Annotated in this window: 17 protein-coding genes; 6 read left to right on the top strand and 11 right to left on the bottom strand. The window is 75.1% G+C overall.

All coding sequences use genetic code 11. The annotated features are described in order from the left end of the window. Window positions 1-49 precede the first annotated feature (49 nt). Both IE98_RS0133145 and IE98_RS0133150 read right to left on the bottom strand, forming a co-directional pair. The gene (locus IE98_RS0133145; protein WP_030275455.1) at window positions 50-1,396 is read right to left on the bottom strand and encodes a chloride channel protein; all 1,347 of its coding nucleotides are present in this window, start codon (window positions 1,394-1,396) and stop codon (window positions 50-52) included. Between the two features lie 163 nt (window positions 1,397-1,559). Then, window positions 1,560-2,996 (bottom strand): DUF2252 domain-containing protein, encoded by a 1,437-nt coding sequence (locus tag IE98_RS0133150; protein WP_030275457.1) that lies wholly within the window; start codon window positions 2,994-2,996, stop codon window positions 1,560-1,562. 203 nt (window positions 2,997-3,199) lie between these two features. Here IE98_RS0133150 and IE98_RS0133155 point away from each other — a divergent pair, with 203 nt between their 5' ends. After that, window positions 3,200-4,672, top strand: coding sequence for a hypothetical protein (locus tag IE98_RS0133155; protein ID WP_234443768.1), 1,473 nt, complete (start codon window positions 3,200-3,202; stop codon window positions 4,670-4,672). Window positions 4,673-4,723: 51 nt separating this feature from the next. Here the strand turns inward: IE98_RS0133155 and IE98_RS0133160 are convergent, their stop codons facing one another. Continuing rightward, complete coding sequence (locus tag IE98_RS0133160) at window positions 4,724-5,677, bottom strand: DUF389 domain-containing protein (RefSeq protein ID WP_030275459.1); 954 nt, start codon at window positions 5,675-5,677, stop codon at window positions 4,724-4,726. A gap of 106 nt (window positions 5,678-5,783) precedes the next feature. Next, window positions 5,784-7,538 carry a cation:proton antiporter gene (locus tag IE98_RS0133165; protein ID WP_030275460.1) on the bottom strand — a complete coding sequence of 585 codons (1,755 nt, stop codon included), beginning with the start codon at window positions 7,536-7,538 and terminating at the stop codon, window positions 5,784-5,786. A gap of 481 nt (window positions 7,539-8,019) precedes the next feature. Between IE98_RS0133165 and IE98_RS0133170 the strand changes: the two genes are divergently transcribed. Beyond that, a complete protein-coding gene (locus tag IE98_RS0133170) occupies window positions 8,020-10,896 on the top strand; it encodes an ABC transporter substrate-binding protein (RefSeq protein ID WP_043175724.1) in 2,877 nt (958 codons plus the stop codon). 96 nt (window positions 10,897-10,992) lie between these two features. Here IE98_RS0133170 and IE98_RS0133175 read toward each other — a convergent pair whose 3' ends face one another. The 4 genes from IE98_RS0133175 to IE98_RS0133190 all read right to left on the bottom strand — a co-directional run bounded on the left by IE98_RS0133175 (window position 10,993) and on the right by IE98_RS0133190 (window position 15,236). Next, window positions 10,993-11,319, bottom strand: coding sequence for a hypothetical protein (locus IE98_RS0133175; protein ID WP_030275463.1), 327 nt, complete (start codon window positions 11,317-11,319; stop codon window positions 10,993-10,995). Window positions 11,320-11,386: 67 nt separating this feature from the next. After that, window positions 11,387-12,904, bottom strand: coding sequence for a CYTH and CHAD domain-containing protein (locus IE98_RS0133180; protein ID WP_030275464.1), 1,518 nt, complete (start codon window positions 12,902-12,904; stop codon window positions 11,387-11,389). Between the two features lie 82 nt (window positions 12,905-12,986). Next, window positions 12,987-13,538 carry a YceI family protein gene (locus tag IE98_RS0133185; protein ID WP_030275465.1) on the bottom strand — a complete coding sequence of 184 codons (552 nt, stop codon included), beginning with the start codon at window positions 13,536-13,538 and terminating at the stop codon, window positions 12,987-12,989. 231 nt (window positions 13,539-13,769) lie between these two features. Further along, window positions 13,770-15,236, bottom strand: a complete 1,467-nt coding sequence (locus IE98_RS0133190; protein WP_052391307.1) for an MFS transporter — start codon at window positions 15,234-15,236, stop codon at window positions 13,770-13,772. A 195-nt stretch (window positions 15,237-15,431) separates the two neighbouring features. On the opposite strand from IE98_RS0133190, the gene IE98_RS0133195 reads away from it, so the two are divergent. Together IE98_RS0133195 and IE98_RS0133200 are read left to right on the top strand one after the other, a co-directional pair. After that, on the top strand, window positions 15,432-16,136 hold the full coding sequence (locus IE98_RS0133195) for a TetR/AcrR family transcriptional regulator (protein ID WP_234443769.1): 705 nt from the start codon (window positions 15,432-15,434) through the stop codon (window positions 16,134-16,136). 125 nt (window positions 16,137-16,261) lie between these two features. After that, window positions 16,262-17,218 carry an MBL fold metallo-hydrolase gene (locus IE98_RS0133200; RefSeq protein ID WP_052391309.1) on the top strand — a complete coding sequence of 319 codons (957 nt, stop codon included), beginning with the start codon at window positions 16,262-16,264 and terminating at the stop codon, window positions 17,216-17,218. A gap of 55 nt (window positions 17,219-17,273) precedes the next feature. On the opposite strand, the gene IE98_RS0133205 is transcribed toward IE98_RS0133200, so the two are convergent. Both IE98_RS0133205 and IE98_RS0133210 read right to left on the bottom strand, forming a co-directional pair. Continuing rightward, entirely contained in the window at window positions 17,274-17,789 is a 516-nt protein-coding gene (locus tag IE98_RS0133205) for a heme-degrading domain-containing protein (RefSeq protein ID WP_030275470.1), read from the bottom strand. Continuing rightward, window positions 17,786-18,934, bottom strand: coding sequence for a Gfo/Idh/MocA family oxidoreductase (locus IE98_RS0133210; protein ID WP_052391310.1), 1,149 nt, complete (start codon window positions 18,932-18,934; stop codon window positions 17,786-17,788). The genes IE98_RS0133205 and IE98_RS0133210 overlap by 4 nt, the downstream gene beginning before the upstream one ends. 71 nt (window positions 18,935-19,005) lie before the next feature. Between IE98_RS0133210 and IE98_RS0133215 the strand changes: the two genes are divergently transcribed. Together IE98_RS0133215 and IE98_RS0133220 are read left to right on the top strand one after the other, a co-directional pair. Then, a complete protein-coding gene (locus IE98_RS0133215) occupies window positions 19,006-20,130 on the top strand; it encodes an ROK family protein (protein ID WP_030275472.1) in 1,125 nt (374 codons plus the stop codon). A gap of 180 nt (window positions 20,131-20,310) precedes the next feature. Then, entirely contained in the window at window positions 20,311-20,685 is a 375-nt protein-coding gene (locus IE98_RS0133220; protein ID WP_199923007.1) for a hypothetical protein, read from the top strand. Between the two features lie 105 nt (window positions 20,686-20,790). Here IE98_RS0133220 and IE98_RS0133225 read toward each other — a convergent pair whose 3' ends face one another. Beyond that, window positions 20,791-21,342, bottom strand: a complete 552-nt coding sequence (locus IE98_RS0133225; RefSeq protein ID WP_043175742.1) for a TetR family transcriptional regulator — start codon at window positions 21,340-21,342, stop codon at window positions 20,791-20,793. Between the last annotated feature and the right edge of the window lie 74 nt (window positions 21,343-21,416).

The following is a 21,416-nucleotide window of genomic DNA, read 5'->3' on the forward strand; positions in this document are numbered from 1 at the left end:
CCGGCGGGGTGCGGGGAACCGCGCGACTCGGACGGTGGTGACGGTTCCCCTAGGTGGCGGGTTCGGGGGCGGGGGATGCCGGTGCGGCGGGCCTCCGGGCCAGTCGCAGCGTCCCCACGTAGGAGACCACCACCGCGACGATCACCAGCGGCATCACCGTGAGGCTCTCGGTGCCGAGCAGCAGGGTGGCCAGCAGTACGGAGGTCATCGGCAGTTTCAGCATCGCCACGCTCATCGCCCCGACGCCCATCGCGAACCCGGTGGTGGTGTCCACCCCGGGGAGGTGGGCCAGGGCCATGCCGCCCGCCCCGCCGATGAACACCGCGGGGAAGACCGGGCCGCCGCGGAAGGCGCTGAGCGACAGCCCGTACGCCAGTGACTTGCAGACCACCAGCAGCGCCAGGACGCCCGCCGTGTAGGAGGAGTTGTCGGCAAGCAGCGGTCCGATGGTGCTCTCGCCGGAGTAGAGCACGTCGGAGATCGGCTTGTCGCTGATCGCCGCGTACACCAGGGCGACGACGCCGACCAGCACGCCCATCAGCACGGTGAGCGGCAGCCGCCGCCGTTCCACCACCGGCTGCAGGCGCAGTGCGGAGCGGCGGATCCCCTCGCCGAGCAGCGCCGCGATCGCACCGACCAGCAGCGCCCAGCCGAACTCGGAGAGCGAGGGCCGGTCGGCCGGCGGCACCTGGTGCAGTGCCAGCGAGTAGGTGCCGAGACCGGTCCAGTGGCCGAGGCCGGTGAAGATCAGCGAGCCGATGCCGGCGGCGAGCAGCCCGGGCACCAGCACCACCCCGAGCATCGGCCCGGCCAGCCCGGAGGCCTCCATCAGCAGGAAGGCGCCCACCAGCGGCGAGCCGAGCAGTTCGCTGATCGCCGCGAAGCTGCCGGCCGCGCCGAGCACGCCCACCGCGGTCGGCGGGGCGTCGCGTTTCAGCAGTTTGATCGCGCCGACGGCGATGCCGCCGCCGAGCGCGATCAGTGGGGCCTCGGGGCCGAGCACCACGCCGAGGGCGAGCGAGGCGATCGCGGCGAGCGCGACCCCGGGCACCGCCGCGACCGAGGGCGTGCCCCCGGTCTTCAGTCCCTCGGCCGGTTTGTGGCCGCCGCCGCCCGGCAGGTAGCGGATGGTCAGCGCGACCAGCACGCCCGCCACGGCGAGCGGCGGTACGGCCCACCAGTCCGGCGTGCCGTCGAAGCCGAGCCCCTTCGGGAGGTCGGTGAAGACGAGCGACTGCAGTTCGGAGACGAGGGCGAGGAAGCCGAAGGCGCCGGCCGAGATCGGCACGCCGAGCAGCGCGGCCAGCACCAGGACGGTCACGTAGCCCCGGGTGCGGACGATCGCGATCGGGTCCTGCGGCGCCGGGGCCTGCTGCTCGGTCGGTCCGGCCGGCATGCGCATCGTCTCCTCGGCGTCGGGGCCCGGCCGGAGTGCCGGGCACCCGGGCCTCTGTGTCAGGTGGTACCACGTCCGTCCGGGCCGCAGGGTGCGGCGGGCGCCGTGCCCGCCGCACCGTCATCCGTTCGGCCCGCGGCCGGTCGTGGCGCGGCCGCGGCGGTCAGCGGGGCTCGGCCACCGGGTCCGCCGCGGGCAGCCGGCCGTCCTGGACGGCGTCGACCAGTGCCCGGTGGTCCCGCTCGTTCTGGTCGGCGTACGCCTCCGCGAACTCCGCCAGCGCATGGTCGAAGACGTCCTTGCCGCCGAGGTAGGCGGCGATCGCGATGCGGTCCCCGGAGCGGGCGTGGGCACGGGCCAGGGTGAAGCCGCAGAGCGCGCCGAAGGCCTGCATCCCGGCGGGCCGCATGTCCTCGGCGACCGCGATGCCCTTCCAGTCACGCAGTTGGCGGACGTAGAAGTCGCGGCGCTTGCCGTCGATGCCGTCCACCCGCTCCCAGCCGAGGAACATGTCGCTGGCCGCCTGCATCAGCCGCTGGCCGGACACCACCCGCTCGCCCTGGTTGCGGTACTGGCTGGCGCCGACGTGCGGGGCGAGCACCGAGGTGTCGGCCTCCTTGGCCTGCATGAACAGTGGGTCCTGGCCGTCCCGGCCGAGCATCAGGAAGATCCAGCAGCGGGTGCCGACGCTGCCGACGCCGACCACCTTGCGCGCAACGTCGACCAGCTCGAAGTTCTGCAGCAGGTACCGGCGGTCGGACGGGAGGGTCTTGCCGTAGCGCCCGACCAGGCTGCGGAAGAGCGTCATCAGCGCGTCGCGCTCGACGTTCGGCAGCAGTTCGGAGATCGGCATCAGCAGCGGCGGGTCCGCGGCGATCCGGCGCCGGCCGTCGACGACCTCGGTGAGCTTCTCGAAGGCCTGCAGGCTGTCCCGGGTCCGGGCCTTGGCCAGCGCCTGGGCCAGCCCGCGCTGACCGCGCTTCGGCGCCCGCTCGGCGGCCAGCTCCTGCAGCATGTCGGAGTCCATCCGGGCGTACCAGACGTCGAGGTTCCGCATCCCGGCGAACCGGGCCATCGCCTCGCGGTACTGGCGGACGGTGGCCCGCACGATCTCCGCGCGCTCCTTGTCGTCGAAGCCGTTCGCCCGGCCCGCGATGACGAGGCTCGCCGAGAGCCGCTTGACGTCCCACTCCCAGGGGCCGGGCAGGGTCTCGTCGAAGTCGTTGATGTCGAACAGCAGCTGACGCTCCGGCGAGGCGAGCAGCCGGAAGTTCAGCATGTGGGCGTCGCCGCAGAGCTGGGCGCGGATGCCGGAGTCCGGGCTGCCGGCCAGGTCGGACGCCATGATGGCGGCCGCGCCGCGGTAGAAGCGGAACGGCGACTCGCTCATCCGGCTGTAGCGGATCGGCACCAGCTCCGGCACCCGCTTGGCCGACTGGGCCTCCAGGATGCCGAGCGGGTCCGGCCGCTTCTTGGCCGGCCGGTACTCGGCGTGGCTCGAACGCGGTGCCTGCCGTCGCGCCGCCCGCCCGCGGGCCGCGCGCTCCTCGGGGGTGGGCTGCGCCGCCGGACGGGTCTCCGGGTTCTGGTCCTTCGCCATGGGGTCCTCCTGCCGGGTGCGGCCGTGCGCCGCTCCGCTCGGGGCGGCTCGCACGGACCCTCCGATCATCGCCGCGCCCGGGCCGTCCGGCCTGCCGTGGGCGCGCCGGAACCACCCGTACGCCCATTCCCGGTGGTGGCCGCGCCGGGCCGCGCTTCTCCTGATAGGGCGAACGGCCGCAGGCCCCGACCCGAGGAGAGCAGATGGCGTCGAGCGAACCGGAGCCCGGCTCCGGCGAATCCGCGTCCGGCGGCGCCGACCACGGCAAGCCGCCGGAGCCCGTCCCGCCGGGCGGACCACCGCCCGCCCGTGGTCCGGAACCGACCGTCGAGCAGCCCACCGTGGTGACCGGCGGCGGCCAGGACGAGGTGGCCGCGCTGAAGGCCCGCCTCGCCGTCCTGGAGGCGACCACCCCGCCGCACAAGCGGGAGCACCACCGCTGGCGAACCTCCGGCGCCGTGGTGCTGATCGTGATCGCCTCGCTGCTCTCCATCCTGTCCGTGATGGCGGTCTGGACGGCCAACTTCGTCGGCGACACCGACCGGTACGTGCAGACCGTGGCCCCGCTCGCCACCGAGCCGGACGTCCAGGACGCGATCACCAACCGGGTCACCACCGTGGTGCTCGACCAGATCGACGTCAACGCCCTGGTGAAGCAGCTCTCGGACACCGCTGCCCAGCAGGGCGTGCCGGAGAACCTGTCCAACCTGATCGGCAACCTCAGCGGCCCGATCAAGAGCGGGCTCACCGACCTGGTCAGCTCCACCGTCCACAAGGTGGTCACCAGCGACCAGTTCGCCACCCTCTGGGTCGACGCCAACCGCCTGATCCACAGCACCCTCGACAAGGCGCTCACCGGCAAGGGCGGCGGCACCGTCAAACTCGAGAACAACCAGGTCTCCATCGACCTCGCGCCCGTCATCGCGAAGGTGAAGACCCAACTGGTCGACTCCGGACTCTCCGTGGCCTCGAAGATCCCGGACGTCCACACCAACTTCGTGATCTTCTCCTCCAAGGACGTCGGCAAGATCAGGACGTACTTCCGGCTGCTGGAGATCATGGGCAACTGGCTGCCGATCCTCACCGTGATCGTGGCCGCCGGCGGCGTCTTCCTCGCCGTCAACCGCCGCCGGGCGCTGATCGGCGCGGCGATCGGCATCGCCCTCGCGATGCTGTTGATCGGCGTGGTGCTGACCATCTTCCGGGCCTACTACCTGGACCACCTGCCGCCGGGCGCCAACCAGGCGGCCGCCGGGACGGTGTACGACACCCTGATCCGGTTCATGCGCGCGAGCATCCGTGCCATCGGCGCCGTCGCCGTGGTCACCGCCGTCGGCGCCTTCCTGATCGGGCCGTCCAAGCCCGCCGTCGCGGTGCGCACCGCCTGCCGCCGGATCATCGCCTCGCTGCGGGACGCGCTGTACTCGCTCGGCATGAAGCTCGGCCCGGTCGGCCCGTTCGTGCACCGCTGGAAGCGCTGGATCGGCGTGGTCATCCTGCTGATCGGCGCGCTGATCCTGGCGACCTGGAGCTACCCGACCTGGGCCGTCGTCCTGTGGATCACCTTCTTCGTGGCGCTGGGCTTCGCGATCCGGGAGTTCCTCGACACCGGCCCCGAGGGCGACCGGGGAGCCCCGCCGGCCCGGACGGGCGGACCGCCGCCCGCCACCGCCTGACCGACCGTCCCGAGGGGCGGGGCCGACCGGCCCCGCCCCCTTCCGGCGGACTCAGTCCGCGGCCGGCCGCCTGCGCCGCCGGCCGATCCGGCGCCAGACGGCGCGCTGGGTGCGGAGCGTGCCCGTGCCGACCAGCACCAGCACCCCGACGTTCAGCAGCAGCTGCAGGAACGATCCCCAGGACTTCTCCCAGTTCTCGAACGCCGCGGACACGCTGACGTCCGCGGCCGCCGGAATGGTCGTCACCGAGATGAACACCCCGAGCAGCGCGCTCGTCCGGGCCTCGGTGAGCGAGACGATCCCGACCACCCCGGCCAGGCAGGCCACCACGACCGAGAAGAAGTCCGGGGTGCCGATCAGGTTGGACACCGGCCGCAGGCCCGCGTCGTACGCCCGCGACTCCAGGCCGAACCCCCGGATCACCAGCGCGAACAGGAAGGTGACGACGATGGCCGCCGGGAAGCCGCAGGCCAGCGCCGTCAGCCCGCGCCGGACGGCCCGCCGGTCGCCGATGTCCAGGCCCAGCGCCACGCCCACGATCGCGCCGTACTCCGGGCCGACCACCATCGCGCCGACGATCAGGATCTGCGAGTTGGTGACGATGCCGACCGCGCCGAGCAGCGCCGCGACCACCAGGTACAGGTAGAAGCTCGGCGCGTAGCTGCCCTGGGCGCGGATCCGCGCCTCGACCTCGGCCCAGATCGGCGCGTGCACCCGCCGGCCGAGACCGCGCCGGCCGGCCTCCGCGGCCGGGCCGAAGAACGCCAGGTCGACCGGTTCGACCACCACCGACCCGCGGCCCTCCAGCCCCAGCCCGCGCAGGCCGTTCAGCACCTCGTTGGCACCGCCGGCCAGCACGTCGCAGGCGAGCGCGTCGCCGTCCGGGTGCCGGGCCGCTCCCGGCTGCACCAGCAGGTTGAGCACGCACGGGTCGGCCGCGAGCATCGCGACCGCCCGCTCGGTGAGGTCCGGCGGGCTCACCGCACGGACGTGGATCGTCGCCACCCGGTCCTCCCGCCGTTCCGACCCGCCTGCCCGGTCCTCCAGTAACGCCAGCGCCGCCGGGCGGGCCGCGCAGGCGCGCCGGGACGCGCCGGGCCCGGCCGGGGTATCACGCGGGCGGGCTCAGCAGCACCGCCGCGTCCCCGGCGCCCCGGGCCGGGGTGCGGTCCTCGGTGACGGGCAGCAGCCGTCCGTCCGGCTTCACCAGGAACAGCAGCCGGTGGCCCTCCGGCAGCCCGCCGTCCACCGGCCGGGTGGTGATCCGCGCACCCCCGCCGTACTCGCGGGCCAGCTCCGGACGGCTCAGGCCCGGGCCGAACAGCGCCTTGCCACCGGTATACGGCGCCACCACGCCCCGGCTGCCCGCCGCCGGCGCCAGCCGGAAGACCGCGCCCTCCAGCGTCTCGTGCAGCGTCATCGACGCCAGCGCGTTGAAGTCGTCCTCCTCGGTGAGCAGCAGCACCCCCGTGATGCCCTCCAGTTCGGCGCCCGCGCCGGTCGCCGCGGCGAGCAGCTCGCCCGGTGCCAGCTCCAGCCCGGCCGCGGTGATCCGGGCCTGCTCGGCGTCGGCACCGGCCCACATCAGTACGTCCAGGCCGAGCGACCGCAGCGCCAGCCCGAGGTCCACCGCGAAGGCGTCGCCGCCGACCAGCAACGGCCGCGACCGCGCCGGGCGCAGCACGCCGAGCCGCTCGGCCACCGGATAGGCCGTCAGCCCGTACACCGTCACCGTCGCGACGATCACCACGAAGGTCGCGGGCAGCAGCCGTTCGGCGCCGTCGACGCCCTTGGCGACCAGTGAGGCCGAGAAGGTGGAGGCGGTGGCCGCCGCGACGATGCCGCGCGGCGCCATCCAGCCGACGAAGGCCCGTTCGCCGCGCGGCACGTCGGTCCCCAGCGTCGCCAGCAGGGCCACCACCGGCCGGACCACCAGCACCAGCGCCCCGGCCAGGCCGAGCGCCGGCAGCACCACGTGCCGCAGCGAGGCCGGGGTGACGGTGGCCGAGATCGAGACGAAGAGCAGACCGATGATCAGCGAGACCAGGGTCTCCAGGAACGGCCGGCGGACGGGCAGGTCCAGGCCCGGCAGGTTGGCCATCGCCATGCCCATCACCACCGCCGCGATCAGCCCGGTGTCGTCGCGCAGCGCGTCGCAGGCCGCAGCCGTCCCGATCACCGCGGCGAGCTGTGCGGTGGTGCCGAGGATCTCGTTCGGCCGCAGCCGGTCCAGCACCAGCCACAGCACGGCGGCGCCCACCGCGCCGCCCGCGCAGCCCACCAGGATGCTGAGCCAGAAGCCGCCGAGTTCGCTGCGCATGCCGTCGCCACTGGCCGAGACGACGCCGTGGAAGACGAACGCGCCGAGGATGCCGCCGACCGGGTCGATCAGCGTCCCCTCCCAGATCAGGATGCGCTGCAGCCGCTCGGTCGGGCGGACGAAGTTCAGCAGCGGCCCGACGACCGTCGGCCCGGAGACGACGAGGATCGCGCCCAGCATCACCGCCGACCGCTTGGACATGTCGAGCAGCGGCGCCGCCAGGGCCGTCGCCGCCGCCCAGGTGATCAGGGTGCCGAGCCAGATCAGCCGGACGACGACGCGGCGGGTGTGCGCCTGCAGCCGGCGCAGCTCCAGGCCGAGGCCCGCGTCGTAGAGGATGAGCGCGACGGCCAGCGAGACCAGCGGGGAGAACGCCGCGCCGAGCAGCCGCTGCGGGTCGACCGTGTCGGTGAGCGCCCCGGCGCCGAAGCCGACCGGCAGCAGGACGAGCAGCGCCGGGATGCGCAGCCGGGCGGCGAGCAACTGGGAGGCCGCGGCGAGCACCACGATCAGCCCGATGCCGAGGAGGATCTGGTCGGGCGTCACGGCCGCGCCCCGCCCCGCCGGAGCGCCGGTGCCCGGTGCGGCGGGCGGGGCGGTGGCGGCTCGGTGCGGGTGGCCGGGCGGCCGTGGGCGGGCGGGGACTGCGTCGCCGGGTCCGTCGGCAGGGGTGGTGCGGTCGTCATGCGGCCCCGATCGCTCGTACCGGACAGCAGGCGGCACCGGCGGGGGCACGGATCCGCGCGGTGGCCCGCGACAGCCTTCCCGGGTGGCGCCCCGGCTGCAGGGCGCGGCTCGCGGCACTGCGCCGTCGGGGTGACGGCTGTCGCTCCGACGGAGCAGCCGGACCGCCCGGCGGCCCGGCGCCCGCGGGCCGTGCGATCCCGTGTGCGCCGTCGCACCCCGGGTCTACACTCGCGGTCTGACGCCAAGTCAGTCCGGGGCGCGGGTGCGCGTCCTGCGGGGGGCGGCTACGGGGGTGCAGGTGGCTCAGGGCTCGGCGCGCGAGAGCGCCCGGATCGGTGGTGTGCGCACGACCGCCAAGTACGAGGTCGACGCGCTGGTGAAGGACCTCATCGGCCAGTTCAGCGGGGCCCGGCTGCCGATGCCGGTCGTCGTGCTGTACGCCGAGGACGACGACCCGGAGCTCGACCGCGAGGTCCGCGGCGTGGTGCACGCCGTCCAGGAGGCCCAGGAGGCCGGCGGACTGCCGTACCGCGTGGTCGGCGGTGCGGAAGGCGACGACCCGCACCGCAACGCCGTCGCCATCGTCGACTCGCTGGCCAAGGGCCCCTGGGCCCGCCGCGGACCCGCCTGGTACCGCAGCTACCCCGCGCCGCGCTCCCGGCTGGTCGCCGCGATCGAGTCGGCCGCCCGGCACGCCCTCGCCGCCCCCGATGCCGCCAGCCGGTCGCTCGACGACCACGTCGAGACCGTCCTCGGCCGGCTGCGCGACCTGCACTGGCGGCCCGAACCGCGTCCGACCGGCGGCGAACTGCAGCGGCTGCTGTCGCCCGTCCTCAACTCCACCAGCCTGATCGGCGCCTTCGTCCTCGCCGGGCTCACCAGCCTGCTCACCCAGGCCACCTGGCAGATCGTCGTGCTCGTGCTGCTCGGTGCGCTGCTGGTCCTCGGCGTCACCGGCTGGGTCCGCCGCAACACCGCGCCGCTCTCCTGGCTCGGCCGGGCCAGCCGCTGGTTCGCCACCACCACCTTCCTCGCCGCGTCCGGCCGGCAGGCCGCCGCCTGGTCGCTCTGGCGGCCCCGGATGTCCTGGGACGTCACCCGGGCCCGCGCCCGCGAGGTCGCCGGCGAGATCCTCAAGGCCCAGCTGCCCGACACCCCCGACGACGAGAAGGACCGCGCCCAGCAGTTCCACCTGCAGCTGCGCACCCTCGCCCTGCTGGAGGACCTCCGCTGGGCGCACCGCTCCTGGGCGCCCGACCTGCGCGGTCGCAAGCGCCGCGTCCCACCGGTCGTCTTCGTGCCCCGCGCGGACGCCCGGAACGGCGCCCTGCGGGTGCTCGGCGCGATCTCCGACGTCCGCAGCCGCCGCAGCGAGCAGGACCCGCTGCTCGTCCTCGCCGCCGTCGCGCACGCCGACGTCGCCGGCTGGCTGGAGGACGCCGGCACCGCCCCCGTCACGGTGCACGCCGTCGGCACCCGCCGCCGCGGCCCGTACGAGAACTGGGTCAGCGACCTGCGGGTGCGCCAGGCGCCCAGCCGCGGCCGGGCGCTGGCCTGGACGCTGCCCGTCCGGCTCACCCGGCACCAGCTGGGCGGCGGCGCGACCACCCGGCTGGCGCCGGTGCCGGTCGGCCGCTCCTGGTGGTTCCTGTGGTCCCGCTGGACGGTCCTCGCCGTCCTCGTCCTCGCCGCCTGCGGCGGCCTGCTACGGGTGCAGCAGCTCGGCGACCGCTACTGCGAGCCCCGGCTGCTCGGCTCCAACCCGGACGCGGTGTGGCGGGTGGACCCGGGCGGCACCCGCGAGTGCGTCGGCGTCGCGACCGGCGGCGTCTCCTTCGCCGGGGACGGCGGCGGCATCCGCCTCAGCGGCACGCTGCCCGGCGAGGAGACCGACCGCACCGGCGCCGCCGTCGGCCTGGAGACCCTGGAGGCCGCGATCCGCCGCGAGAACGCCCGGGTCGACGCCCTGCCCGACGTGCACTACGTCACCGTGGTCTACGCGGGCTCGCTCACCACCGCCGCCGGCCAGCAGTCCCGCGCCCTCAACAGCCTCAAGGAGCTCACCGGCGTCCACCTCGCCCAGCTGCGCAACAACGCCGGCGACCCGCTCAAGATCAAGGTGCTGGTCGCCAACGGCGGGCAGGACATGTACTTCCAGAGCGAGACGGTGCAGCGGATCGTCGACCTCGCCCGGCGGGACCGCTCGATCGTCGGCGTGGTCGGACTCGGCCGCGACACCGCCGACAGCGACAGCTCCCTCACCCTCCTCCAGCAGGCCGGCCTCGCCGTGGTCAGCACCACCAACTCCGGCAGCTACCTCGCCAAGGGGCACGTCAACTACTTCGGCCTCGCCGCCACCGACCAGGAGGAGGCCGCCGCCCTGCGGCTGATCGTCGACGGTCTCGCCGTGCCGCCGGCCGACCGCTGGGCCGCCGTCCTCACCCGGACCGCCGGCCGCGACGACCGGTACAGCCCCGAACAGGCCGAGTACGGCTCCGCGATGCTCAAGGAGGCCGGCTTCCAGCTGATCGGCGGCCACCCCCTGGAGTACGGGCTGACCAGCAACGGCGACCCCGACTTCGAGGCGGCGCTCAGCACCAGCTGTCACTCCGAGCACCAGCCCGCCGTGCTCTACCTGGCCGGCCGCGCCGACGACGTCAACCAGCTGATGCGCCGCCTCGCCGCGGACGCCGGCTGCAGCCGGCCGCTCACCGTGCTCACCGGCGACGACCTGACGAAGGCCCAGTTCCGCACCGGCGCGACCTGGATGGCACCGCAGGCCACCCTCTACTACACCGCGCTCTCCGACCCGTCCGTCACCGCCCGCGCCTCCGACCTCGCCGAGGTCGCCGCCGCCGAACTCCGGCTCGCCCCGCGCAGCGGCAACCCCTACGAGGACGACGTCTTCTCCGACGGCGCCCTCGCGCTCGCCTACGACGCCACCGCCGCCCTCCAGGCCGGTGCGGCCAAGGCCGGTGCCTCCCAGCTGGGCGGCGTCGGCTCGGTGATGGCCGGACTGCGGGCCGTCGAGATGAAGAACCGCGCCACCGGCACCGTCGACTTCCGCGACACCCGGCCGCTCGCCGGCGGCCCCCAGCCCGGGCACGGGCTGCACCTCATCCGGGTGCGCCGCGGGGCCGAGGGGACGCCGCTCACCGAACGCATCTGCGGCCGGCCGGCGGGGGAAACCCGCCCGCTGAGCGGCTGCACGCCGTGACGGGGGACACCCGGGACGGCCGCGACGGACCGGACGGGTCACCCGGGGCACCCCGGCCGGAAGCCGGGAAGGCTGCGCAGCCCCGGACCGCCGGCGTCAAACCGGGTGACCGGCCGACCTGAGGCCCTCGCGGACGGCCAGCGCCGCGGCGACGGCCCCCGCGTGCGCCTCGGGGCGGGCGTCGGTCGCGGCGGCGATCCGGGCGGCGCGCTGCTCGGCGGCCTCGGCGACCCGGCGGGCCTCCTCGTCGGTCAGCCGGGCGCCGTTCACGCAGGCGGCCCGGCGCTCCCGCAGCGACTCCGCCTCCCGCAGCGCGCGGGCGAGCGCCACCTCCGCCTCGGTCACCCGGTCGGTGAAGTAGTTCGTCACGGCATCGCGGACCGGCGGGTCGTACGGCGCCGGCGGCTGCTCTCGGTCGGCCATGTCAGCACGCTAACCGCGGCGGCCGCGGGTGGCGCGCAGCCCCGCGGGGAACGGACGGGTCCGCATCTCAGCCCGTCACCTTCTTCCGGGCCTTCCTCCGCGCCTTCGCGGCGTCGGCGACCTGCTGCTCCTCGTGGGCCCGCTGCGCCGCGTACAGCAGGCCGTACCCGAAGGTGTCCTCGCCGTGGCGGCGGGCCCCGGCCGCGGAGTCGACGATCGCCGGCTCGGCGACCACGCCGTCCTGGTGGGCGCCGAGCGGCTGCTGGATGCGCTTCATCCGCTTGCGCAGTTCCCCGGCCGGCCGGCCGGCGGCCGGTGCGGCGCACTCCGCCGCGTACCGGGCCCGCTTGGCCGCCTTGCGGGCCCGGTGCAGGGCCTTGTCGCGGTCGGGACCGGGGGACAGGTCGAGCGCGCTGCCGAGGCGGCGGACGGCCCGGCGGCGCTGCCGCTCCAGCACCCTGCGGGCCTCGGAGGTGCCGCGCCGGGCCCGCTTGCGCAGCGGCGGCCGGGCGGCGAGCCCGTCGAGGGCGTTGAGCAGGGCGAAGTAGCGGCGGCCGTCCATGGCCTGCAGCGCGGTCTGGTGCGCGCGGCGGTAGCGGCGGGCGTACCGGGCCGAGATCCGGGCGGACACCTCGGCGGGCCGGCCGGCCGCGGGCAGCCCGGAGGCCTGCTCGGCGAGGCGCTCGCCGAGCACCTCGGCGTCCCTGGCCCGGCCCAGCACCTTGCCGAACCGGCGCAGCTCCTCGTCCAGCGGGTCGGTGACGGAGCGGTCCAGCAGCTTGCGGTGGGCGGCCAGCGCGCTGCGGATCCGGCGCACGGTGACCCGCAGCCGGTGCACCGAGTCCGGCCGGTCCAGGCGGACGGCCGGATCGAGGCTGTGGACGGCGGCGACCTGCTCCCGCAGGTACGCGGTGAGGGCCGCGGCGACCGATCCCGCGGGCGGCTCGGCCCGGCCGGCCGGTTCGTCGAGCCGTTCGCCGAGCACCCGGCCGAGCTTGGAGCTCGCCGCGGATCTGCGCAGGCCCCCCGCGCGCAGCCGCTCCTCGACCTCGTCCAGCAGTCCGGGGTCGCCGGCGGCGAGTTCGACCTCGGTCTCCGTCCACACGGTGGGCCCGGTGCCGGGGGCGGTGTCCGCGCCGGACGGCGCCGTGGCCGACACCCGGTCGCGGACCATCTCGGCGAGGGTGCGGCGTTCCGCGTCGACCAGCAGGGTGACCGTCCGTTCGGTCTTCAGCCGGGCGACCGGGGCGAGCCGTTCGCCGCGGGCCGTGCCCCGGACCAGCCGGACGAGCTCCTTGGGCGGCCGCCGCCGGTGCCCGGCCTCCAGCGGCAGCCGGGTCTCGACGCGGATGCCGTTCGAACCGGGCGTCTTCAGGTGCCAGCCGGCGTCCCCTCCGCCGCTGCGCCGGCGCAGCGTGATCCCGCTGCGCAGCAGGCGCAGGTCGGGGGTGTCGAAGTAGACGGCGTTCAGCTTCTCCGTCCCGCCGGGGACGACCCCGGACACCTCGGACAGCCCGTCGGCGGTCAGCGGGCCGTCGAGGGCGCCGTCGTACTTGCGCTCGTTCTCCTCGTGCACCGTGGTCATGTGGATCGTTTCTCCGCTGCGGGACGGGTCCAAGCGGGCGGGCGGCCGGTGATTTCGGCTCGCGGGCCCGGGGCGGCGCGGTTCACGGCTGCTTGATCGCGGAGATGTCCAGTTCGAGGACGACCCGGTCGGAGACCAGCACCCCGCCGCCCTCCAGCGCCGCGTTCCAGTTGACGCCGAAGTCCTTGCGGTTGATCGTCAGCGTGCCCTCCAGGCCGACCCGGAGGTTGCCGTACGGGTCGACGGCGTTGCCGGTGTACTCGAAGTCGAGGGTGACGGGCCGGGTGGTGGCCTTGATGGTGAGGTCGCCGGTGACCTGGAAGCGGTTGGTGCCGACCTGTTCGACGGCGGTCGAGACGAAGGTGATCTCCGGGTGGTTCGGCGCGTCGAGGAAGTCGTTGGTGCGCAGGTGTTGGTCGCGCTGCCCGTTGCCGGTGTCGATGCTGTCGACCCGGAGCGTGACGCGGCCGTGCGAACCGGCCGGATCGTCGCCGTCCAGGTGGACGGCGCCCTCGAACTCGTCGAACGAGCCGCGGACCTTCGTCACCATGGCGTGGCGGGCCACGAAGCCGATGCGGCTGTGGGCGGGATCGAGCACGTACTCCCCGGTCAGCCGGGGCAGTGCGGTGGTCATGGCGGCGCTCCTCCTCGGACGGGCCCGGCGGCGGCGGCCGTGCGGGCGTTCCCCCGCGGCGCGCTTCTGCCCCGTTCGTGCCCCGCCACACACCACCGACGGGCCGGGGGAGCGGCCGGGCCGCGCGGCGGCCCGACGTGCGAGGGCCGAAGGTGCGGGCGGCCGGACATGCGGAACGGCTGCGGCCGCCCGCGCGTGGCGGGCGGCCGCAGCCGTTGCGGGGGGAGCGGATCAGGCGTTGACCGCGGCGGCCGGCTCGGCGGCCTCGGCGTCGCCCTCCCGGGCCTCCTCGCCGCCCTGCGGGCGGGCGTGCTTCGGCAGCAGGAAGATCGCGGCGAAGACGACGGCCATCATGGCCAGCTCGACACCGAGGGTGACCTGCTCGGCGTGCACGAAGTCGCCGCTCTTCACCTGCTCGAAGAAGACGGTGCCGAGGATGGCGGTGCCCAGCGCCGCACCGAACTGCTGCACCGAGGTGAGCGTGCCGGAGGCGGAGCCGGTCTCGTGCGGCTCGACCGAGGCCAGCACGGTGTCGAAGAACGGCGCCATCACGAAGCCCATGCCGAGGCCGGTGACGGCCAGGGCCGGGGCGAGCTGCCACGGGGTGACCCCGGTGCCGGCCAGGTGCAGGGTGAGCATGATGCCGGCGACGCCGAGCGCCATCACGATCAGGCCGCCGTGCATGACCTTGCGGCCGAAGCGCTGCAGGGCCTGCGAGGCGATGAACGCGACCACCATGCCGAGCGAGGACGGGATGCCCGCGAGGCCGGCCTTGAACGGCGAGTAGTGCAGGCCGATCTGGGTGTACAGGCTGAAGGTCAGCCAGAAGCCCGTCATCGCGGAGAAGAACAGCAGGCCGAGGACCATGCCGCCGCTGAAGCCGCGCTTGGCGAACAGGCTGGGCTCGACCAGCGGGTCGCCGCCGCTGCGGCTGCGCCGGCCCTCGTACCAGCCGAAGAAGCCGAAGACGGCGACCGAGGCGGCGATCAGGGCGAAGGCCCAGAGCGGCCAGTCGTGCTCGCGGCCCTGCACCAGCGGGAAGATCATCAGGGCCGAGCCGGCCGCGGCGAGCAGGGCGCCGAGCAGGTCGAGGCGGACGGTGCGGGCGCTCTTCCACTCGGGCAGGAAGCCGAGGCCGCCGGCGATCGCGAACAGGCCGAGCGGGATGTTGATCAGGAAGATCATGCGCCAGCCGGTGCCGAACAGGTCGGCGTCGACCAGCCAGCCGGCCAGGATCGGGCCGCCGACCGTGGACAGGCCCATGACCGGGCCGAACATGCCGAACGCGGAGGCCTGCTCCTTCTCGGAGAACATCTCCTTGAGCATGCCGAGGCCCTGCGGCAGCATCACGGCGCCCAGCAGGCCCTGGAAGACCCGGGCGGCGATCAGCTGGTCGGGCCCCTGGGCGAGGCCGCAGCCGATCGAGCCGAGGGTGAAGCCGACGGCGCCGATCAGGAACATCCGGCGGCGGCCGAAGATGTCGCCGAGGCGGCCGCCGGTGATCAGGCCGATGGCCATCGCCAGCGTGTAGGCGGCGCCCATCCACTGGATGGTGCTCTCGCCGCCGCCGATGTCGGCGCGGATGGACGGTGCGGCGATGTTGGTGACCAGCGAGTCGAGGAGGTCCATGACCTCGGCCGCGAGGATCACGAACAGCGCGGCCCACCGCCATCGGTACGGGGTGGGGGTGTCGGTCATGGCGTCTCCAGGCAGGGGAACAGCGTTTCTATCGAACGAACACTGTTCTACGGAGTCGATCGGCGTTCTGTCAAACAATATTCGTGGCTTCGAACGCTGTTCGCCCTCGGTTACGATGTTCGTCAACGTCCGTCGATCACGGACGTCCGTCCTCGCATGCGGACCGGGCGTCCCCCCGAGGTGGAAGAGGTGCGCGTGACCTCGGAGATGCCCCCGATCCCGTGGCACAAGGCGCGCAGGGCCGACACCCGTCAGCCGCTCACGCCCGAGGCCGTCGTCGAGGCCGGCATCCACGTCCTCGACCGCGAAGGGCTCGAAGGCCTGACGATGCGCCGGGTCGCGCAGGAGCTCGGCACGGGCCCCGCCTCGCTCTACGCCCACGTCTCCGGCAAGGACGAACTGCTGGAGCTGATGCTGGAGCGCATCTCCGGCGAGATCCGGCTGCCCGGACGGCCCGAACCGGAGCGCTGGAAGGAGCAGATCAAGGAGGTCTGCCGGGAGGCCCAGCGGGTCTACACCGCGCACCGCGACATCACCGTGGTCTCGCTCGGCGGCATCCAGCTCGGCCCGAACAAGCTCAGGGTCGCCGAGTTCGTCGTCGGCCTGCTGCTCTCCGCCGGCATCCCCCGGCAGGTCGCCGCCTTCGCCCTGGACGGCCTCGGCCAGCTGATCGACTCGGACGCCTACGAGGCCTCGCTCTACACCGCGAAGATCTCCGCCGGGGTGGACGTCGACGCCTACTTCGACGGCGTCCGCGACTACCTCGCCCGGCTCCCCGAGGAGCGCTTCCCACTGCTCAAGGACATGGCGGAGACCATGGTGAACGGCGACGGCGACGAGCGCTTCGAGTTCAAGATCGAGGTCTTCCTGCGCGGCCTGGAGTCGTACATCGAGCGGTAGCGGCACCGCGCTCCCGGGCCGCCGCGGCCGGCGGGTACGCTCGACGCGGAGATCGATCTCCAGTGGCGCCCGGGGGCCCGCCACGCCCGCGGGCCCGGCGCCGCCCCGCACCCGGAGGGACGGCCATGTCGTTGACCCACCCCGCCCGCACGGCCCCGGCCCCCGCCTGGACGGTGGGCGACCTCGTCGTCCACCGCATCGACGAGGTCGAACTGCCCCCGCAGACCGGCCCCTGGCTGCTGCCCGGCGCCACGCCCGAGGTGGTCGCCGCCGCCCCCTGGCTGCAGCCCGACTTCGCCGACGCCGACCGCGTGCTGCGCCTGGCCAGCCACACCTTCGCGGTGGCGGCGGGCGGTCTGCGGATCCTCGTCGACACCGGCATCGGCAACGGCAAGGACCGCGCCAACCCGGCCTGGCACCGGCTCGACACCGACTACCCCGACCGCCTGGAACGGGCCGGCTTCCCGCCCGCGGCGGTCGACCTCGTCGTCCTCACCCACCTGCACACCGACCACGTCGGCTGGAACACCCGCAGGGACGGCGACGCCTGGGTCCCCACCTTCCCCCGGGCCCGGTACCTCGCCAGCCGTGCGGAATGGGACCACTGGGCGGCCGCCGACCTGGAGGAGCCCCGCCGGCAGATGTTCCGCGACTCCGTCCACCCGGTCGCCGAGCACGGGCTCCTCGACCTGGTCGACGTGCCCGCCGGGGGCCGGGAGATCGCGCCCGGGGTCGTCCTCCTGCCGATGCCCGGCCACACCCCCGGCCAGGTGGCCGTCCGGCTGGAGAGCGGCGGCGCCACCGCGCTGATCACCGGCGACTGCATCCACCACCCCGTGCAGCTCGCCGAGCCCGGCATCCACAGCCACGTCGACATCGACCCGGACCTGGCCGGTGCGACCCGCCGGAAGCTGCTCGCCGAACTCGCCGACACCGACACCCTGCTGCTCGGCAGTCACTTCCCGCCGCCCACCGCGGGCCTGGTGCGCCGCGACGGTGCCGCCTACCGCCTGCGCGCCGTCCCCGGTACGGCGGACGACGGGACGGCGCCACGGGACCCCGGCGCAGCCGTCACCACGTGATCGCGCCCCGCCCCGGGTCCGGTCCGGGGGCGGGGCGCCGCGCGTGAAGGGGATGTCAGGCGCTGTCGCGGGCCGCGGCGAGGTGCTGCTCCAGGGCGGTGACCACCAGGCGGTGGTCCTCGGCCTGGGGGAGACCGGAGACGGCGACGGTGCCGACCGTGCCGACCCCCTCGACGGTGATCGGGAAGGCGCCGCCGTGCGCGGCGTAGGTGTCCGGGTCGAGCCGGGACTTCTCCTCGAAGGTGTCGCCCTTCACCGCGAAGCGCAGGCCCACCAGGTAGGAGGAGCAGCCGTAGCGGTCCACGGTGCGGGTCTTGCGCAGGATCCAGGCGTCGTTGTCGGCGGAGCTGCCGGGCAGCGCGAAGTGGAAGAGCTGCTGGCCGTTGCGGCGGATGTCGACCACGACCGGCGCCCCCTCGCCGCGGGCCAGCTCGACGAGCCGGGTGCCGAGCCGCCAGGCGTCCTCGTTGTCGAAGCCGGGCAGCCGCAGCCGGCGCTCCTCGTCCTCGATCCGCTCGATCAGGGCGGCGATCTCCTCGGGGGTCGCCGGGCTCTTCTGCGGGCTGCTCATCGTGCGGTCTCCTCGGCTCGTGCGGATTCCCCGGTCCGGGCGGTCTCCTCGGTCAGTGCGACGGTACGGCCCTCGGCGGCGGAGCGGCGGGCGGCCTCCAGGACGGCGAGGGCGGCGACGGCCTCGCGCGGGTCGACCGGCGCGGCCGCGCCCTCGCACAGCGCGCGGACGACGCCGGCGTAGAAGGCGGGGTAGTCGCCGGGGAGCGAGGGATGCGGGGCGGCGCCGTCCACGGTGCCGAGCAGGCCGCGGTCGGCCTCGGCGACCTCGCCCCAGCCGGGGCCGGGGAGCTGCCCGGCGCGCAGTGCGTCCTCCTGCGGGTCCATCCCGTGCACGGTGTACGCGGCGCGGTCGCCGAGGACGCGCAGGCGCGGGCCGAGCTGGCCGGCCAGTGCGCTCATCCACAGGTGGGAGCGGACGCCGGAGGCGTGGGTGAGGGCCACGAAGGCGTCGTCGTCCGCGACGGCGCCGGTGCGGCGGGCGTCGACCTCGGCGTGGACGTGCGTGGCGGGGCCGAAGAGGGTGAGCGCCTGGTCGACGAGGTGGCTGCCGAGGTCGTAGAGGATGCCGCCCGCGTCGGCCGGGTCGGCGGACTCGCGCCAGCCCTCCTTGAGCTCGGGGCGCCAGCGCTCGAAGCGGGACTCGTAGCGGTGCACGGTACCGAGCGACCCGTCGGCGACCAGCTGCCGGACGGTGCGGAAGTCGGCGTCCCAGCGGCGGTTCTGGAAGACCGTCAGCAGCAGGCCGCGGGCCTCGGCGAGGTCGGCGAGTGCGGCGGCCTCGGCCGCGGTCGCGGCCAGCGGCTTGTCCACCACCACGGGCAGGCCGGCCTCCAGGGCGGCGCGGGCGAGCGGCACGTGGCTGCGGTTGGGGGAGGCGACGACCAGCAGGTCCAGCGCGGACGGGTCGGCGAGCAGCTGCTCGGCGGTGTCGACGGCGCGGGCCTGCGGGTGCTCCCGGCGCAGCTGCTCGCGCCGCTCCGGGCTGGCGGTGACCACGGCCTCCAGCCGCAGGCCCGGAGTGGTGGCGATGAGCGGGGCGTGGAAGGCGGCGCCGGCCAGGCCGTAGCCGATCAGGCCGACCCGGAGGGCGGGCTGCTCGGGGTGCTCGGACGGCTCGGGGTGCGGGGTGCTCGCGGTGGTCATGGCGCCAGTTAAACAACAGTGTTTCCTAAGTGCAAGTCCGGGCGCGGTCCGGGCGCCGCCGTCCGGGCACAATGGGCCCCATGACGACGCACCCCGGCCCGACCGGCACCAACCTGGCCGGACTGCGCGACCACAACGCCGCGCTCGTGCTCGGCCTGCTCCGCGCCGCCCCCGAGGGAGGCAGCCGGGTCGGACTCGCCGACCGGACCGGCCTCACCCCGCAGGCCATCGGCAAGATCACCGGCCGGCTGCTCGCCGAAGGCATGATCGAGGAGGCCGGCCAGAGCGCCTCCACCGGCGGCAAGCCCCGCACCCTGCTCCGGCTGCGCGCCGAAGCCGCCTGCGCCGTGGGCGTCCACCTCGAACGCGACGAACTCACCGTCCTGCTGGTCGACCTGACCGGCCGCCGCCTCCACCTGCACACCCGGCCGGTGGAGGCCGGGATCGCGCCCGGCGACGCCGTCCGCCTGGTCGCCGACGGGGTCCGGGACGCCGCCTCGGCCCTGCCCGCCGGGGCCAGGCTGCTCGGTGCCGGCGTCGGCTGCCGCGGCCCGCTCGACCACGCCGCCGGCGTCCTGCACTGGTTCACCCCGAGCGGCCCGCGCGGCTCGTCCGACTGGCACCACTACCCGCTGCGCGACGAACTCGCCGCCCGGCTCGACGGCCTGCCCGTCGTCGTCGACAAGGACACCAACACGGCCGCCCTCGGCGAGGCGCCCGCCACCCCGCGGCCCGGCGGCGGCCTCGCCTACGTCCACCTCGCCGCCGGACTCGGCGCCGGCCTGCTCCTCGACGGTGCCCTGCACCGCGGCACCCGCACCAACGCCGGCGAGTTCGGCCACCAGACCGTGCAGGTCGACGGGCCGCTCTGCGCCTGCGGCAACCACGGCTGCCTGGAGGTGCTCTGCCTCGCCGCCCTGGAGCGGGGCGACCACGCGGCCGCCGCCCGGCTGGTCGGCGTGGGCGTCGCCAACCTCGTCCGGCTGCTCGACATCGACCGGGTGGTGCTCGGCGGACGCGCCGTCCTGGCCGCCCCCGACACCTACCTCGACGGCGTCACCGCCCAGCTCAAGGCCCGTATCCCCGACCCCGAGTGGCAGCCCGTCCCGGTCGGCCTCGCCGCCGCGGGCCACCTCGCCGTCGCCGCCGGGGCCGCCGAACTCGTCCTCGGCCCGCTCTTCGGCCGCCGGACCTGACGGGCGCCTCCGGCGCGGCGGACGCGTTCCGACCCGGTGACGAAGGCGCCTTCGCGGCCTCCGTGGCGGTGCGGGGGCGGCACGATGGTGCGGGTGCGCGCCGCCGGTGCGGTCGGTGCGGTCGGTGCGGTCGGTGCGGTCGGTGCGGTCGGTGCGGTCGGAGGGGTCGGAGGGGGAGGCGTGGTGGAGCGGAGTCGGACGGGTGAGGACGGCGCGGGCGCGCAGGAGTGGCCGGCCGCGGTGTTCCTGTGGGCGGTCGTCGTCGCGCTGGACGGCTGGCTGCTCACCTTCGTCTGGAGCTCGTACCGGCGTGCCGTCCGTTCGGGCTGGGACGCCGTCTCCGTGCACGGCGCGGAGAAGTCGGCCCTGATCGGCACGGTGCTGCTCTGCGGCCCCGTCCTGCTCGGGGCCCTGGTCGGCGGGCTCGCCGGCCGCCGGCCGACGACGGCCCGCCGCTGGCGCGCTGCGGCGGTCGGCGCACTGGCCGCCCACCTCCTGCTGCTGGCGCTGCTGGTCGTCGGCGTGCTGGTGCATCCGCCGCGGTTCGTCTTCTGACCCGGTTCGTCCTACGACCCGGTGCGGGGCGGACGGGGCGCGGGTCGACGGGCACCGTGCCCCGCCCACGGGCCCGCAGCCGTGCCGAGGCCGTTCGGGAGCGGTTCAGGCGGGCCGGTCGGCGTCGGCGCGCAGGTCGGCGAGCAGGGCGTCGATCGTGCGGCGGGTGGTGGCGGCCATGTCGACCGACTCCGGGGCGAGCAGCCACTGCAGTTGCAGTCCGTCCATCACCGCGATGATCGCGTTGGCCACCGACTCGACGTCGGTGTCGGCCCGGGTCTCGCCGAGTTCGCAGGCCTCCGTGAGGGCCTCCGCGACCAGGGCCCGCAGGCCCGTGTAGCGGCTGCGGAAGAAGTCCTGCGCGGGGTGGCCCTCGGTGACGCTCTCCGCGGAGAGCACCGCGTACAGCCTGACGATGCCCTCGCGCTCCGCGTTGCGCCGCACCGTCTCCACGAGGTGGTCGAGCAGGGCCAGGCCGCGCGGCCGCTCGGTGCCGAGCTGGGCCATCTCGGAGTTGTCCCGCAGCTCCAGCACGCCGCTGAGCAGGGCGGTCTTGGAGCGGAAGTGGTGCAGCAGGCCGGGCTGGGTGAGGCCGGCGCGTTCGGCGATCTCGGCGAGCGAGGCGTGGTGGTAGCCGCGGGTCGCGAAGGTCTCCACGGCGATCGCGAGGATCTCCTCGCGGCGTCGCGCGCCACCCGCCCGCGGGGCTCGGGCGCCGCCCGGGGTGCGGT

This window comes from Streptomyces sp. NRRL B-24484, assembly GCF_000717715.1.
Lineage (GTDB): Bacteria > Actinomycetota > Actinomycetes > Streptomycetales > Streptomycetaceae > Kitasatospora.